This window comes from Desulfovibrio sp. 3_1_syn3, assembly GCF_000145315.2.
In the GTDB taxonomy this organism is placed as follows: Bacteria; Desulfobacterota; Desulfovibrionia; order Desulfovibrionales; family Desulfovibrionaceae; genus Desulfovibrio; species Desulfovibrio fairfieldensis.
This window is the reverse complement of the sequence record NZ_ADDR02000001.1, coordinates 451833-465260: the sequence shown is the minus strand read 5'-3', so window position 1 is coordinate 465260 and position 13428 is coordinate 451833. Positions and strand designations below refer to the sequence as shown.

The following is a 13428-nucleotide window of genomic DNA, read 5'->3' as shown; positions in this document are numbered from 1 at the left end:
CGGCAACTCTATTCCTTATACAGGCGGGAGGGGGTTGAGGCAAGTTCCGCGCCCGCCGGGACGCGCGGCAGCTTTTCGTTGAATCATGCCCGACCCTGGTGTATAGTCCCCTATACTACTATGCGCCTGCAGTCCGCATCCGGTGGTCTTTTCAGCCGGGTACGCACCCTGGACCGGAGACATGAACACGGATTCCATCAGTACGCCGCTGTCCGGCACGGAAAGAAAAATCCTGCTGAGCGTCCCCCTGGCAATTCTGGCCACGGCGATCTCCATTTTCGGGATTTTTTATTACCAGGTGACCAAGGGCGTCAGCAACACGGTGCTGGAGCGTTCGGGCGCCATCTTTTCCTATTTGACCGACCGCATTCCGCCGCAAAGCCTGGTGGAGCTCAACAGTGCCGCCGACGAAGGCGGCCCCCTGTATGACGAGGTTCAGGATCTGCTCACGAGCGTGCGCCAGTTGACGGCGGTGCGCTATCTCTATACGGCCCGGCTCAATGATCAGGGCAAGGCCGTCTATGTGGTGGACGGCCTGGACCCGGCCGCCGAAGACTTCCGCCACATCGGGGATCTCATCGAGCCCGAGGTGCTACCCCTGCTGACGCGCTGCCTCCAGGGCAATCCCGCGCATGCGGACAAGGTGATCAGCACGGACTGGGGCGACGTGCTGCCCGCCTGCGAGCCCATCCGCCGGGACGGCCGCACTGTGGGGGCCATTGTCATGGAGTTCGACGCGGGGCTTATTTCCGGGAGCATCCGCAAGGCGCTGTCCATCAGCCTGATCGGCTCCTGCTCTCTGGTGGTCCTGTTCATCTTTGTCACCACTTGGCTGCTGCGCCGCCTTTCCGTGCCCCTGTACCGCAAACTGGCCTATACCGACCTGCTCACCGGCATCAACAACCGCAATGCCTTTGAGCTGGATACCAAGCGTCTCTGTAGTCGCAATGAGCAGCAGGGACTGAGCGTGCTGGCCTGCGACCTGAACATGCTCAAAAAGGTCAATGACCAGCGCGGCCACGCCGCCGGGGACCAGTACATCATCAGCCTGGCGCGCCTGCTGGTGGAGCGCTTCAAGGACCGGGGCCAAACCTACCGGACCGGCGGCGACGAGTTCGCCACCCTGCTGCGGAATGTGGATGTGGCCGCCCTGCGGGCCGAAATGGACGAACTGCACGCGCGGGCCCTGCGCATCAGCGTGGCGGGCTTTCCGCTCTTTTTCGCTTACGGCATCGCCAGCTTTGACCCGGAGCGCGATGCGGACATCCACGCCACCCTGACCCGCGCGGATGCCGAGATGTATGCCCACAAGCGCGCGTTAAAACGGGAGCACGAAAAGGAAGGGGCCGGAGAGTCGGACAGGAAAACAACCTGAACGGCCGCGCGGTTCTGTTTTCATGTCCGCAGCCAGCCCGGCATTCAAGATGTTTTGCGGTAATTACATTCGGAGAGCGTTGATACGGACAGTGAAGCACGGCGGGCATGCGCGTGCATCAGTTATTCGTCTTCGTGAGAATCACGCTCAGCTTTTTTGAGTGGTCTTTTTCTTCGGTCGTCCCGCCTTCTTGGGCCGGATACCTTCCTCATCCGGCTTTGCCCAATCCTCCGGCAAAAGCGCATCCACGTTCCGCACCAATTCTCCGGCGTCCATACGCATCGCCCGCGCGAGCATCAGCACCGTCGATAATCGTGGTTCGCGTTTATTATTCTCAAGCATGCTGAGATAGCGCGGATTGCGCTTTACCATTTTGGCGAGGCGGTATTGAGTAAGGCCGCGCTCTTTTCTGGCATGGCGCAGCACTTCGCCAAAAGGGCAGAGGATTTTTTCTTCCATCCTTTACAAATAAAGGAATACGCCGATTATAATATAGCCAATCAGTTGATAGTATATATTTTGTATGGTAGGGAAGGTCAGCGAGGACAATGCCATGTTCCCAGCCTTACAGCGCTTTTTTGAAGCGGCAGGATGCCGGACTCAGACCGACTTAGCCAAGTTTTTGGACATCAGCCAATCCTCCATATCAGACGCGAAAAGGAGGGAAGTCATCCCTGCGGAATGGCTGCTTAAACTTTTGCGGAACAGGGGGGTCAATCCCGACTGGATTCTGACAGGGGAGGGCGTGCACTATCTGCGGTCGGCGGAACCGGGAGAATCCGCTTTTCCGGCTGAGCGCGTAATCGAAATCCGCCCGCCGGAACAGTGCTCGGCGCAGGAACTGATCAACGAGTTGGTGCGTCGGGCGTTGGGGGAACGGATGGGATGCGAAACATCGTGATGTGTTACTGAATCATCTGCTCGTTATTCCAGCCGGTTTTTATCGTTCAGGTATGTCTGCCGTTGCATGGCCTCCAGCAACAACTTGTCCGCGTCGATGCCGAATGCCACCGCTATTGCAACAAAAACCATGACAGAAGGATTTCCTTGGCGCATTTCAATAACCCTTACATGCGATATGGAAATGCCGGTTTTGGCGGCCAGAATTTTACGCGTCCAGTTGCGCTTTTCTCTGTGCTCGCGGATAATTTGCCCCAAGGCGAGACAAAAGTTTGAACTATCCTTCATTACTACCAAATAGCATTGGATTGCTTAACCCACACCTGAGTGATAATATATTATCACTCGGATGTATCGTTTTTTATGTCGAAAAGGAGAATGTGGGATGAGCGTTAGTTTGCTTTCTGACTTCGCGGCGGCAATGGAGCGCATCCGAGCCGTGACCGGGTGCGGAACCCAGCGAGAGCTGGGCAGGTTTTTAGGCATCAACCAGTCAGCCATTTCGGACGCGAAACGGCGCGGGACTATCCCGGCGGAATGGCTGCTCACGCTCCTGCGCGGCAAAGGGATAAACCCGGACTGGATATTGACGGGAAAGGGCGCGCGCCGCTTGCGCCCGGCGGAAGCGGAGGAAGCCGCTTTTCAGACTGTGAGCGTAACGGACATCAATCCGCCGGAATAATCTTCGGCTTGGGCATTGATTGCCGAACTCGCGCGCCGGGCGCTGGCGGAACGGAAAGCGACGAGCCATAGAGATGCGGAGCAGGGAAATCTACACGAAAAGCGGCAGACCAGGACTTTTCAGCCTATGGTTTATTGACTCGCGCAAGTTGGGGGCTGTAGATTCGCAGAGAAGGGGGAGGATATGCCGGGAGCCTACTCAATACGAATCTTTCTGCCGAACGGCGAGCCCAATGGGCTGCGGATTTTAAGCCGTCCGAACTGGACGGGAACCGGAGTCACCTTTGCCCGCACAGGCTTTCAGGAGGCTACAAAGCGTAAAGAGTTGTCGCAGGCCGGTGTTTACGTGCTTGTGGGTAACAGTGAGGACAGCACCTTGCCGACAATCTATATCGGTGAAGGAGATCCTGTCCTCGGACGTCTGAAAAGCCATAACCTCAACAAGGACTTCTGGAATTGGGCCGTCGTTTTCACTACGACGGACAACAGCCTGAACAAGGCGCATATCCAGCATCTTGAAAGCAGACTTGTGGAACTTGCCAAAGACCGCAAGCGCTGCAACCTTGAAAACGGCAATCAGCCGCAGCCGCCGACGCTCATCGAGTCCGAACTCGCCGACATGGAAAGCTTTCTCGGCTATATGCTCGGCGTGTTCCCTCTGATAGGGATTGATATATTTGAAAGTGCAAAAAGTACCGGGAAAGCCAAATCCAAGGATATGTTCTCCTTGAAGGGCCGTGACGGTATTTTTGCCAAAGCGGTGCAGAACCCCAGCGGATTTATTGTGCTGAAAGATTCCACGGCCGCGCCGGGAACAACGCCAAGCATCTCAAAGAGCATTAAAGCATTCCGTGAAGACTTGATCCGCCAGGGCGTCCTGCTCAAAAACGGCGAGCTTTATACCTTTACGCAGGATTATACCTTCTCATCTCCCAGCATGGCGTCATCGGTCACACTTGGTCGCAATACCAACGGGCGTTCCATCTGGAAAGACAAGAGCGGCAAATCCCTGAACGACCTGGCGGCGGAATCCACGGATTGCGACCCGCAGGATGAAAAGAGCGCATAGCGGGCGGCATCGTGCATCCTGTTGCGGAAAACACAATTCCTTGAGCAGGGGCACGACCATATGCCGAAAACTATCAAGAAATTTTTTTGAGCCGTATCCGTCAACGTGGATAGGTTTGAGCAGGGCATTTATCGTTCGGCCCCATTAATGTTTTTACCATGCAAAAAGTTGGCTGTGCCGTCTGCAGCTTGATGATTTTACCTCTGCTTATAAAAAGCAAAAGGGCTTACGCTGTTAACGCAAGCCCTTCGTTTACTGTATGTGGCGGAGAGGGAGGGATTTGAACCCTCGATACAGGTTTAAGCCCGTATACTCGCTTAGCAGGCGAGCTCCTTCGGCCGGCTCGGACACCTCTCCGCATGGTTCAGCATGTACAATGGCAAACCGTGAGGTTGGAAGCTAGCTCAGTCCGGCGTTACTGTCAAGGGCGGGGGCCGTCTTTCCGGCGCGGCGCGGTTCTGATCTCGTGCGTTTTTGAGGGCTGTCGCTTCCGGTGTCGCGGTCCGGCGCGCATTGACCCCCGGCGCGGCTTGGCGTATTTTTACAAATTCTCGTTTATCACTTCCGCATGGAGCGCACTATGGCCCCCACCAGCAAGCCCGACACGATGCAGACCGGCAATGACGCCACGGCCCGCGAAGCGGCCAAGCCCGGCGTGGACTTCATCCGCGCCCGGATTCAGGAAGACAATGCCTCGGGCCGTTTCAGCGGCCAGGTGCACACGCGCTTCCCGCCGGAGCCCAACGGCTATCTGCACCTCGGGCACGCCAAGTCCATCTGTCTCAATTTCGGCGTGGCCAAGGAGTTCGGCGGCCTCTGCAATCTGCGCTTTGACGACACCAATCCCACCAAGGAAGAGACCGAATACGTGGAGTCCATCCGCGAGGACGTGCGCTGGCTGGGCGGGGACTGGCAGGACCGCGAATTCTACGCCTCCAACTATTTTGAAAAGCTCTACGAATACGCCGAACAGCTCATCAAAATGGGCAAGGCCTATGTGGACGACCTCTCCGCCGAGGAGATCCGCGAATATCGCGGCACGCTCACTGAGCCCGGCCGCGAGAGCCCGTACCGCAACCGCAGCGTGGAGGAAAACCTGGATCTCTTCCGCCGCATGCGCGCCGGAGAGTTTCCGGACGGCGTGCGCGTGCTGCGGGCCAAGATCGACATGGCCTCGCCCAACCTGGTCATGCGCGACCCCACGCTCTACCGCATCCGCCACGCCGAGCACCACCGCACGGGCAATGTCTGGTGCATCTATCCCATGTATGATTTCACGCACTGCCTGTCCGACTCGCTGGAGGGCATCACGCATTCGCTCTGCACCCTGGAATTCGTGAACAACCGCGAGCTTTACGACTGGGTGCTGGACACTCTGGGCGTGTACCACCCGCAGCAGATCGAATTCGCCCGCCTGAACCTGACCTACACTGTGCTCTCCAAGCGCAAGCTGATCCAGCTGGTCAAGGAAGGGCACGTCCGGGGCTGGGACGACCCGCGCATGCCCACCCTCAGCGGCCTGCGCCGCCGGGGCGTGCCCCCCTCGGCCCTGCGCGAGTTCTGTGCCCGCATCGGCCTAGCCCGCGCCGATTCCATTGTGGATTACTCCATGCTGGAATTCTGCATCCGGGAGCACCTCAACGCCGGAGCCCCGCGCGCCATGGCCGTGCTGGACCCCATCAAGGTGGTTATCGAGAATTATCCGGAAGGGCAGGTGGAGGAATTCGAGATGCCCTACCATCCGGAAGACCCCGACTACGGCAGCCGCAAAGTGCCGTTCTCGCGCGAGCTGTATATCGAGCACGACGATTTCCGCCAGGACCCGCCCAAGAAATTCCACCGCCTTTTTCCCGGCGCGGAAGTGCGTCTGCGCTATGCCTATTTCATCACCTGCCGCGAGGCTGTGCTGGATGAGGCGGGCAATGTGAAGGAGCTGCGTTGCGTGTACGACCCCCAGAGCCGGGGCGGGCAGAGCCCGGACGGCCGCAAGGTCAAGGGCACTATCCACTGGGTTTCGGCGGCCCACGCCCTGCCTGCGGAAGTGCGCCTCTATGAGCAGCTCTTCGCGGTGGAAAACCCCAATGCCGCGCCCGAGAGCAAGACCTTTCTGGACAACCTCAATCCGGATTCGCTGCGCATGGTGCGCGCCCTGTTGGAACCGGCCCTGGCCGACGCCGAGGTGGGCCGGACCATGCAGTTCGAGCGTCTGGGCTATTTCTGCAAGGATAAGGACAGCACGCCGGAACTGCCCGTGTTCAACCGCACGGCCACCTTGCGCGATACCTGGGCCAAACTGGAAAAGAAGGGCGAGTAAGTCTCGTTGCCCGGAGGCAAGGCGCGCTGTGCCGCATCCCGGCCATAATCCGCGCGGCGGGCTTGACACTCCGGGGGCAAGCGGCTATGGTGTCCCCCTCAATGGGTCGTTAACTCAGTAGGTAGAGTATCTGCCTTTTAAGCAGAGAGTCGCAGGTTCGATCCCCGCACGACCCACCAATTTTCCATCTCACGAAGCCCCGCAAAGCCCAAAACGCCTTGCGGGGCTTCACTTTTTCCGGATGTTCCGTCCCGGATTTCCTGCCCGCGCGCCTGGAACGCAACGTGGATTTGCCCGAGAGCAATGGCCGACATCAGCAGTCCTGGCTTTTCCGATCACCTGCAAAAAGTGCCACCACAGGCGATATCCCAACGCAATCCCCAGTTCCAGCGCCAGCCCAAATTCATTGCCATCGACATCGAGATGTCTGATTGCTTTAAAGAATGCCTGTGCGGCAACGGCCGCATGCTTGCTGTTCCCCCCATTTTTTCCGCTTGGCAACCCGGCCCCCGCAAGGGGTGGGCCGGGTTCCCCCAAGAACCCGGCCCACCCTTTACTTAGTTGTCCTTAACCTCCTTTGGAAACACTGCGGAAAATACCTGGCAGGCATCGGCCACGGCGTCTTTCGGACTCAGTTCCGGATCCAGCGCCAGCATGATGCAGGCTGAATGAGCAACCGCAAGCCGCGTTTCGTGGTCGAATTCCGCCACCGTCTGTATCTGTTCCGCTTCCACTACCATGTGCAATCCCTCCTAATTTGATCGCACCCCCCTAGGCGCTGTTTCTGAATTGTCCTTTCGCCCTTTGCCTGCGTCAGGCTCGCCCCATGCGAAGGTCAGGTTTGAATATGCTCCCTTCGCCTCGCCTTTCTTGGCAGAGGATGGCAATTCTTATTCAGAAACGGTCCTAGTTATTATGAAGATTCCATTATAGCCAAAAATAGATAATTTGCTATAAGAATTTATATTTTTTGAATGATTATTTATTAATATCAATGAGTTATATTTTACAACCGAGAGGGGTTCTTATGCGCCCGACCCTATTTCTCCCGCGCGGACAAAAAAGGCCGGGCAGAAGAGGCTTTTCCGGCCTGAGACTATATTGGGGAATGAAGGCTGGTTGGGGATGTTCGTTGTGGTGTCCTCGTAAACTGCCGGCTTTTCATCCGGCGAATTGTCATCGTCACTTCGAGATGACGCGGGCCGGACGCCCCCTGTTTTGCCGCCGCTACACTTTTGTCGGGACGGCCTCGGCCGCCCGGCAGGCGGTCGTCAGCGCCGGTTTCCGCGTACAAAATTTTGGCGTTGACGACCCGGGGGCTAAGGGCTAGGGGGGAATCGTCGAAAAGCGGCTTTGTATGTGCCAACTGGTTTCACATTTACCGGATGAATGCCATGCGAATGTCTCTGTGCCTTTTCAGAGTGGCGGCGCTGCTGCTCATCCCGCTGTTGGCGGTGAGTCCGCGCGCCGTGGCCGGTTTCATTCCCACCCTTTACAACCTTTCGGACGAGGGTTCGCGTCGGCTGGAGGCGGCGCGGCGGGATCTGGAAGGCAAGATCGTACGCCACTATCTCATGGCGCGCGGCCAGCAGGAAGAGGCGGCGGCCAAGGCCGCGGCCGCCATGAGCGACGAGCAGCGCCGCAAAACCATTGATGTGGAGATTCCCAAATACATCAAGGGCAGCTCCGGCGACGGCCTGCTGGTCCTGCTGGCGATCCTGCTCGTGGGCGGCGCCGTGCTGGGAGCCGCGCTGGGAGGATCATCCTCCCACTGCGATGACGACGACTACAATCATAACCGATATTGCTGCCCCTGAGACGGCGGAGAAAGGAGGATTTGCCATGCGCATATCGCTCAACAGCCTGAGCCGTCTTATAGGGGCCTTGCTGCTGCTTTGCTGCGCGGCCTGTGGGCCGCATCATCTGCCTGATCCCCTGACGCCCGAGGAACATCTGGACTTGGGCAAGGCCTACGAGGCACGGGGCGAAACCGAACGCGCCCAGGGCCAGTATACGGCGGCGGCCGTCACGGTGCCGGAAGGAGATTTCTATCTCGGCAATCTGGCCGCCGCTACCGGGCAGGACGCCGTTGCGCTGGAGTATTACCGAAAAGCCCAGCCGGATATGCCCGATGACCCGCATCTGAACAACAATCTGGCCTGGGTGCTCTGTCGCCTGGGTGAAAAAAACAATGATAAAAAGCAATTGCAGGAAGCCAGCGCCCTGGCCCGCAAGGCTCTGGCCATCGCGCCGCCGGACCTGAAGCCCCTGTGCGAGGATACCTTGCATCGCACGCAACAGGTCCTGCGCGGCGAAGCGCCCACGGAAAAGACCCTGCCGCCGCCGCGCCGTCGGCGTGCCCGCCAGGACGCCGGTGTACCCGGCGGAACCGCGGCCCAGCCGACTGCCCCCATTCCGGGCCGGGCTCCAGCCCGGTCGCCGGACCGCGCGCCGGAAGCCGCCGGGTCCGGCATGCCGCCCGGAGACGTACCCGTGGCCTCGCCCGCGCCGTCGGCCCTAGGCAGACGGCATCAGCCCGGCCTCACCCGGCCCAGCGCCGTGGACCCGGAACAGTAGGAAGCAAGTGCCGCTTCTGACAGAAAAAAGGGAGGCCGGATCACCGGTCTCCCTTTCGAATTGTTATGTCCGGAACGCCTACAGGGCGGCGGCTCTCGGAGCGTCGGCCAGCATGACGTTGATGACCGTTTTATCGACCGAGCACATACCCTGCGTGCTGATGGTGCCGAGATTCTGGATCGTCGTTTCCGGGTGGATCGAGACAATGCCCTGACCGTGGCCGATATGGATGTTCTGACTGGCCAGAAGGGCGCAGAGCACGGCTTCGGAGGCCGCCGTGGCCAGCTTGAAGGCGCAGCCGCCCTTGGCTCCGTCGCAGAGCATACCGGCCAGGGTGCCGCTCATGGAATTGATGACCCCGGCCAGTTGGTTGTCGTCGCAGCCCAGAAGCCAGGCCACGGAAACCGCCGCGCCGACGCCGGCCGCAATGGCACAGCCGCACACCGGGGACAGGGGGCCCGAGAACTCCTTGATGGCAATGGTCACCAGGTGGCTCAGGGCCAGCGCGCGGATCAGCTTTTCCTCGTCCAGGTCCTTTTCGCGGCAGACGATGTAGGGCGGCAAAATGGCCGTAATGCCGTGATTGCCGCTGCCCGCGCTGGACATGACCGGCATTTTGAGCCCGGCCATGCGCGCGTCCGCCGCCGCTGCCGCGTACATGCGGACTTTGTTGACCATATTTTCCTCTATGGCGCCCTCGTCCATCAGACGTCGCAGAGCCGCGCCCAGGCCCAGGCCGGGCATCTGTTCCAGACCGGCCTGGGCCATGCGGTAGTTCATGGGCACCCCGGCGATAAGGAAGGCGATCTCTTCCAGCGGCAGGGCCTCGACCTCCTGCCGCAGTTCCTGGATGGTCATGTCCTTGAGGATGGGCGTGACGGCGCTTTTCTTCCCGTCCTCCGCAACGGCCGGGGCCGCTTCCTCCACGGTTTTCCCGTCCCGTTCCACCAGAACCATATTGGTGTGGCCCCCGATGATGACGGCCCGGCCCGTGCCCTGCGCGCCGCTGACCACGGCTTCGATGAAGAAGTTTTCCTCCGCGTCGCAAAGGCCCACCTGAATGGGAACGGCATCCAGAAGCGCGTGGGCCCGGCTTACGGCGTCCTCGTTCACATCGGCGAAGACTTCCAGGCCCTTGTGCCAGTCGCCGCAGGCAAGGGCCAGGGCCACGGCGAATTCTATGCCGTACTCACTGGTTCCCGGGATGCCCACGCCGCGCGCGTTTTTGAAGATGTTGCCGCTCAGGCGCACCCGGACGTCCCTGATGTCCCCGCGGCTTTCCTCCTGGGCGCGCGATACGGCCAGAGCGATGGCCGCCGGTTCCGTGCAGCCCAGGGCCGGTTTGACGTTACGTTTGAGCAAAGAAACGAGATGGTCGCGATACATGTTTTTTCCTTTCAGAGCGGACGACGTTTTGAAAGCGCTCCGGCAGCCGCGCGGGCGGACGCCGCGTGACGCGGATGTCGGCGCGGTTCATCCGCGCGGTTATTGGGCGCCTTTTTCTTCCTTGTACTGGCGGATCGGAGCGGCGAAGAAGTCGCTGTACTGCTTGAGCACCTTGCCGAATTCAGCGCCCGGCAAATAGCTGGGGCGGATATAGACCTGTTGCAGCTTGGCCTGCACGCCGGGATCGGCCAGGGCTTCCTTGAACAATTCCTGGAGGCGCTCCACGCGGTCGGCGGGAATGCGTCTGGGCCCCACGATGCCGTATACCGAGTCGAAAACCAGATTTTTGTCCACCTGTTCCACAAAGGTGGGCGCGTCCGGGTAGTAGGCGTCGCGCTTGGCGCTGGAAACCGCAATGACCCGGATGGCGTCCTTGTGCGGCAGGAAGTTGGCCACCGGGGTGTAGGCCACGCTGATGTGCCCGCCCAGCAGGGCGGTCACCAGTTCGCCGCCGCCGTTGTAGGCGACGTAGGGCACGTTGGAGTCGGGGAAATGCTTCATAAGCTGCATGTGGAAAAATCGCTGCGCCGTGAGCGCGCCGGGGCTGCCGAGGCTGTACTTGTCAGGGGCGGCCTTGGCTTTTTCCATAAGGTCGGCAAGCGAGGTGATGCCCGATGCGGGCAGCACGCCCCAGCCCATGGTGAACTCGGAAATCTGCGCGATGGGGGTGAAGCTCTCGTAGGTAAAGCCGCACGGCTTGACCTGCGGCACCACGGTCAGCACGTTGGCCGAGGTCAGGCTGATGGTGTAGCCGTCGGGCCGGGCGCGCGACAGCTCCACCATGGCGGGAATGCCGCTGCCTCCGGCCTTGCTGGTGACCAGCAGGGTGATGCCGTGCTTGTTTTGCAGGTATTCGCCGAGGATGCGGGCCAGCGTGTCGGGGGCGTTGCCCGCGCCGAAGGGCATGATCAGCGTAATGGGGCGGTTGGGAAAGGTTTCCGCCGTTGCGGGCGCGGCCATACAGCACAGGGCCAGCAGGCAAGCGGCGGCTGTCGCCAAACGTCTTTTGACTGTCTCAAACATGCTTGTTCTCCTTACGGTTGCAGGCTATCCCGCCGGTGTGGCGGGTTTGCGGCGCAGTTCGTCCCAGGCCGCCTTGAGGATGATCAGAAGGCTGACGGCCAGGATGGTGCAGGCAATGGGGCTGGTTACAAAAATACTCAGGTCGTTGCGGGAGATGGAGAGCGTGCGCCGGAAATTGGATTCGGCAATGGGCCCCAGAATCAGCGCCAGCAGCAAGGGCGGCTGCGGAAAGCCCCCCTTGAGCATCAGATAGCCGAGCAGGCCGAATCCGGCCATAATCCACAGGTCAAAGGTGGAATTGTTGGTGGCGTAACTGCCGATGGCGCAGAGCACCAGGACAATGGGCATGAGAATGGGGGTGGGCACATGGACGATCTTGCCCGCCACGCGCACGGCCAGCAGGCCGATGACCAGCATGGCTGCCTGGGCCACGAAGAAACTCCCGAAAATGCCGCTGACCACAGTGCTGTGCTCGCTGAACAGCAGCGGACCGGGGGCCAGGCCCTGAATCATGAGCGCGCCCAGCAAAATGGCCGTCAGCACATCCCCCGGCACTCCCAGAACCATCATGGGAATGAGCGCCCCGCCCGTGACGGCGTTGTTGGAGCTTTCCGTGGCGGCAATGCCCTCAAGGGTTCCCGTGCCGAAGGCTTCCGGCGTGGCCGAGTGCCGCTTGGCTTCGCTGTAGGCGATGAAACAGGCCGCGCTGGCACCCGTCGCCGGAATGATGCCGATGATCGTGCCGATGACCGAGGAACGTAGCAGATTGAATTTCTGGACCAACAGCTCCTTGAGCGCCAGGCCCTTGTTGGAAAGACGGCCGTATTTCACTATGCCGAACTGGCCGCGAAAGACGTCTTCCAGGGAAAGCATGACCTGCGACACGGCAAACAGGCCCACCAGCGCCGGTACCAGGGGAATGCCGCTGAACAGGTCCGGCATATTGAAGGTGTTGCGGAAATCCCCTGAAACCTGGTCAATGCCGATGGAGGAAAGAAAAAGTCCGAAAAAGGCGGCCGCAAGGCCTTTGACAATGTTGCCGGAAGAAAATGTCGCGACCACCGTAAGGGCGAACACGGCCAGGGCAAAGTATTCGGGCGCGCCGAAGCGCATGGCCGCCATGGCCAGCAGCGGGGCGCAGGTCACCAGGGCGACGCCGCTGAAGGTGCCCCCCAGAAAGGAGGCCCAGGTCGCCATGTCCAGGGCCTTGAGCGACTGCCCTTTTGCCGTGAGTTTGGGGCCTTCCAGTATGGTCGCGGCGGCGGCCACGGTGCCGGGGGTGCCCACCAGAATGGCCGAGATGCAGCCCCCGTAAATGGCGCCGCAATACATGCCCAGCAGCAGGGAGAAGGCCTCCACTGTGGGCATGCCGAAAGAAAGCGGTATGAGCAGCGCGACGCCCATGGCCGCCGTCAGGCCCGGTAATGATCCGAAAATAATGCCCAGAGCCACGCCCGAGCAGTTGGCGAGAAGCGCCGCCGGCGTCAGGGCCTGTTGCAGTCCCGCAAAGATATCCATTATGCCGGTCTCCTGTTAGGGCAAGAGAATTTGAAAAAAACCGCCGAAGGCCAGCACGAGAATCCCGGTGGTTCCCACGGCGACGCAGATGATTTCCAGGGGCTTGCGCCTGCCGAGCACGGGCAGGGCCACAAGCAGGAAAAGCAGGGTGGCAACGATGAACCCGCCGTTGTGGGGCATGCCGAGCCGGTTCATGCCGCTGATCAGGTCGCCGAGCCAGACCATGGCGGCCATGTAGCAGACCCAGAACACATAGAATGCGAGAACTTTGGGGTCGATATTGAACGACCGTGAGGCCTTGTCCGCATTGCGTCGCGCAATCCCCGTTATGACGAGAAGAGCGCCGCATAACGCCGTCGCGCCGAGCGTGATATAGGGCAGGGTGGAGGGACCTGCCCATTCCTCGGCGGACGGGGGCGGCAGCTGGCTGGTGCTCAGGGCGCCCACGGCGCAGAAAAGCAGGATGACGATCCCGGAAATGACGTCCTTATGGATTCTCATGGTCTCCTTCCCCCGGAAGTCTCA

Annotated in this window: 15 protein-coding genes and 2 tRNA genes; 9 read left to right on the top strand and 8 right to left on the bottom strand. The window is 60.3% G+C overall.

Annotated elements, in window-relative coordinates; all coding sequences use genetic code 11:
* The first annotated feature begins 181 nt into the window (after positions 1 to 181).
* Positions 182 to 1375, top strand: a complete 1194-nt coding sequence (locus HMPREF0326_RS01930) for a sensor domain-containing diguanylate cyclase (RefSeq protein WP_008682404.1) — start codon at positions 182 to 184, stop codon at positions 1373 to 1375.
* A 147-nt stretch (positions 1376 to 1522) separates the two neighbouring features.
* Here HMPREF0326_RS01930 and HMPREF0326_RS01925 read toward each other — a convergent pair whose 3' ends face one another.
* Positions 1523 to 1834 (bottom strand): helix-turn-helix domain-containing protein, encoded by a 312-nt coding sequence (locus HMPREF0326_RS01925; protein WP_008682402.1) that lies wholly within the window; start codon positions 1832 to 1834, stop codon positions 1523 to 1525.
* Positions 1835 to 1928: 94 nt separating this feature from the next.
* Here HMPREF0326_RS01925 and HMPREF0326_RS01920 point away from each other — a divergent pair, with 94 nt between their 5' ends.
* Complete coding sequence (locus HMPREF0326_RS01920) at positions 1929 to 2276, top strand: helix-turn-helix domain-containing protein (protein WP_020990156.1); 348 nt, start codon at positions 1929 to 1931, stop codon at positions 2274 to 2276.
* Positions 2277 to 2299: 23 nt separating this feature from the next.
* On the opposite strand, the gene HMPREF0326_RS01915 is transcribed toward HMPREF0326_RS01920, so the two are convergent.
* A complete protein-coding gene (locus HMPREF0326_RS01915; protein WP_008682399.1) occupies positions 2300 to 2563 on the bottom strand; it encodes a helix-turn-helix domain-containing protein in 264 nt (87 codons plus the stop codon).
* Between the two features lie 97 nt (positions 2564 to 2660).
* Here HMPREF0326_RS01915 and HMPREF0326_RS01910 point away from each other — a divergent pair, with 97 nt between their 5' ends.
* Complete coding sequence (locus HMPREF0326_RS01910; protein ID WP_020990155.1) at positions 2661 to 2957, top strand: helix-turn-helix domain-containing protein; 297 nt, start codon at positions 2661 to 2663, stop codon at positions 2955 to 2957.
* A 183-nt stretch (positions 2958 to 3140) separates the two neighbouring features.
* Positions 3141 to 4025 carry a GIY-YIG nuclease family protein gene (locus tag HMPREF0326_RS01905; protein WP_008682396.1) on the top strand — a complete coding sequence of 295 codons (885 nt, stop codon included), beginning with the start codon at positions 3141 to 3143 and terminating at the stop codon, positions 4023 to 4025.
* Between the two features lie 262 nt (positions 4026 to 4287).
* On the opposite strand, the gene HMPREF0326_RS01900 is transcribed toward HMPREF0326_RS01905, so the two are convergent.
* Positions 4288 to 4382, bottom strand: a tRNA-Ser gene (locus HMPREF0326_RS01900).
* Between the two features lie 250 nt (positions 4383 to 4632).
* Here HMPREF0326_RS01900 and HMPREF0326_RS01895 point away from each other — a divergent pair.
* The 3 genes from HMPREF0326_RS01895 (at position 4633) to HMPREF0326_RS01885 (ending at position 6900) form a co-directional block, all read left to right on the top strand.
* On the top strand, positions 4633 to 6339 hold the full coding sequence (locus tag HMPREF0326_RS01895) for a glutamine--tRNA ligase/YqeY domain fusion protein (protein WP_051149934.1): 1707 nt from the start codon (positions 4633 to 4635) through the stop codon (positions 6337 to 6339).
* Positions 6340 to 6442: 103 nt separating this feature from the next.
* Positions 6443 to 6518 (top strand) — tRNA-Lys (locus HMPREF0326_RS01890).
* Positions 6519 to 6642: 124 nt separating this feature from the next.
* A complete protein-coding gene (locus tag HMPREF0326_RS01885; protein ID WP_035072747.1) occupies positions 6643 to 6900 on the top strand; it encodes a hypothetical protein in 258 nt (85 codons plus the stop codon).
* Here the strand turns inward: HMPREF0326_RS01885 and HMPREF0326_RS01880 are convergent.
* On the bottom strand, positions 6897 to 7079 hold the full coding sequence (locus HMPREF0326_RS01880) for a hypothetical protein (protein ID WP_008682388.1): 183 nt from the start codon (positions 7077 to 7079) through the stop codon (positions 6897 to 6899). The two genes, HMPREF0326_RS01885 and HMPREF0326_RS01880, sit on opposite strands and share 4 nt — an antisense overlap.
* A gap of 654 nt (positions 7080 to 7733) precedes the next feature.
* Here HMPREF0326_RS01880 and HMPREF0326_RS01875 point away from each other — a divergent pair.
* A complete protein-coding gene (locus tag HMPREF0326_RS01875) occupies positions 7734 to 8156 on the top strand; it encodes a PA2779 family protein (RefSeq protein WP_009303089.1) in 423 nt (140 codons plus the stop codon).
* Positions 8157 to 8181: 25 nt separating this feature from the next.
* Positions 8182 to 8916 carry a tetratricopeptide repeat protein gene (locus HMPREF0326_RS15450; RefSeq protein WP_020990153.1) on the top strand — a complete coding sequence of 245 codons (735 nt, stop codon included), beginning with the start codon at positions 8182 to 8184 and terminating at the stop codon, positions 8914 to 8916.
* 78 nt (positions 8917 to 8994) lie between these two features.
* Here HMPREF0326_RS15450 and HMPREF0326_RS01865 read toward each other — a convergent pair whose 3' ends face one another.
* The 4 genes from HMPREF0326_RS01865 to HMPREF0326_RS01850 all read right to left on the bottom strand — a co-directional run bounded on the left by HMPREF0326_RS01865 (position 8995) and on the right by HMPREF0326_RS01850 (position 13404).
* Positions 8995 to 10302 carry an L-cysteine desulfidase family protein gene (locus HMPREF0326_RS01865; RefSeq protein ID WP_008682383.1) on the bottom strand — a complete coding sequence of 436 codons (1308 nt, stop codon included), beginning with the start codon at positions 10300 to 10302 and terminating at the stop codon, positions 8995 to 8997.
* A gap of 99 nt (positions 10303 to 10401) precedes the next feature.
* Positions 10402 to 11385, bottom strand: coding sequence for a tripartite tricarboxylate transporter substrate binding protein (locus tag HMPREF0326_RS01860; RefSeq protein WP_008682381.1), 984 nt, complete (start codon positions 11383 to 11385; stop codon positions 10402 to 10404).
* A gap of 24 nt (positions 11386 to 11409) precedes the next feature.
* The gene (locus HMPREF0326_RS01855) at positions 11410 to 12903 is read right to left on the bottom strand and encodes a tripartite tricarboxylate transporter permease (protein WP_008682378.1); all 1494 of its coding nucleotides are present in this window, start codon (positions 12901 to 12903) and stop codon (positions 11410 to 11412) included.
* Positions 12904 to 12918: 15 nt separating this feature from the next.
* Entirely contained in the window at positions 12919 to 13404 is a 486-nt protein-coding gene (locus tag HMPREF0326_RS01850) for a tripartite tricarboxylate transporter TctB family protein (protein WP_008682376.1), read from the bottom strand.
* Positions 13405 to 13428: the final 24 nt, after the last annotated feature.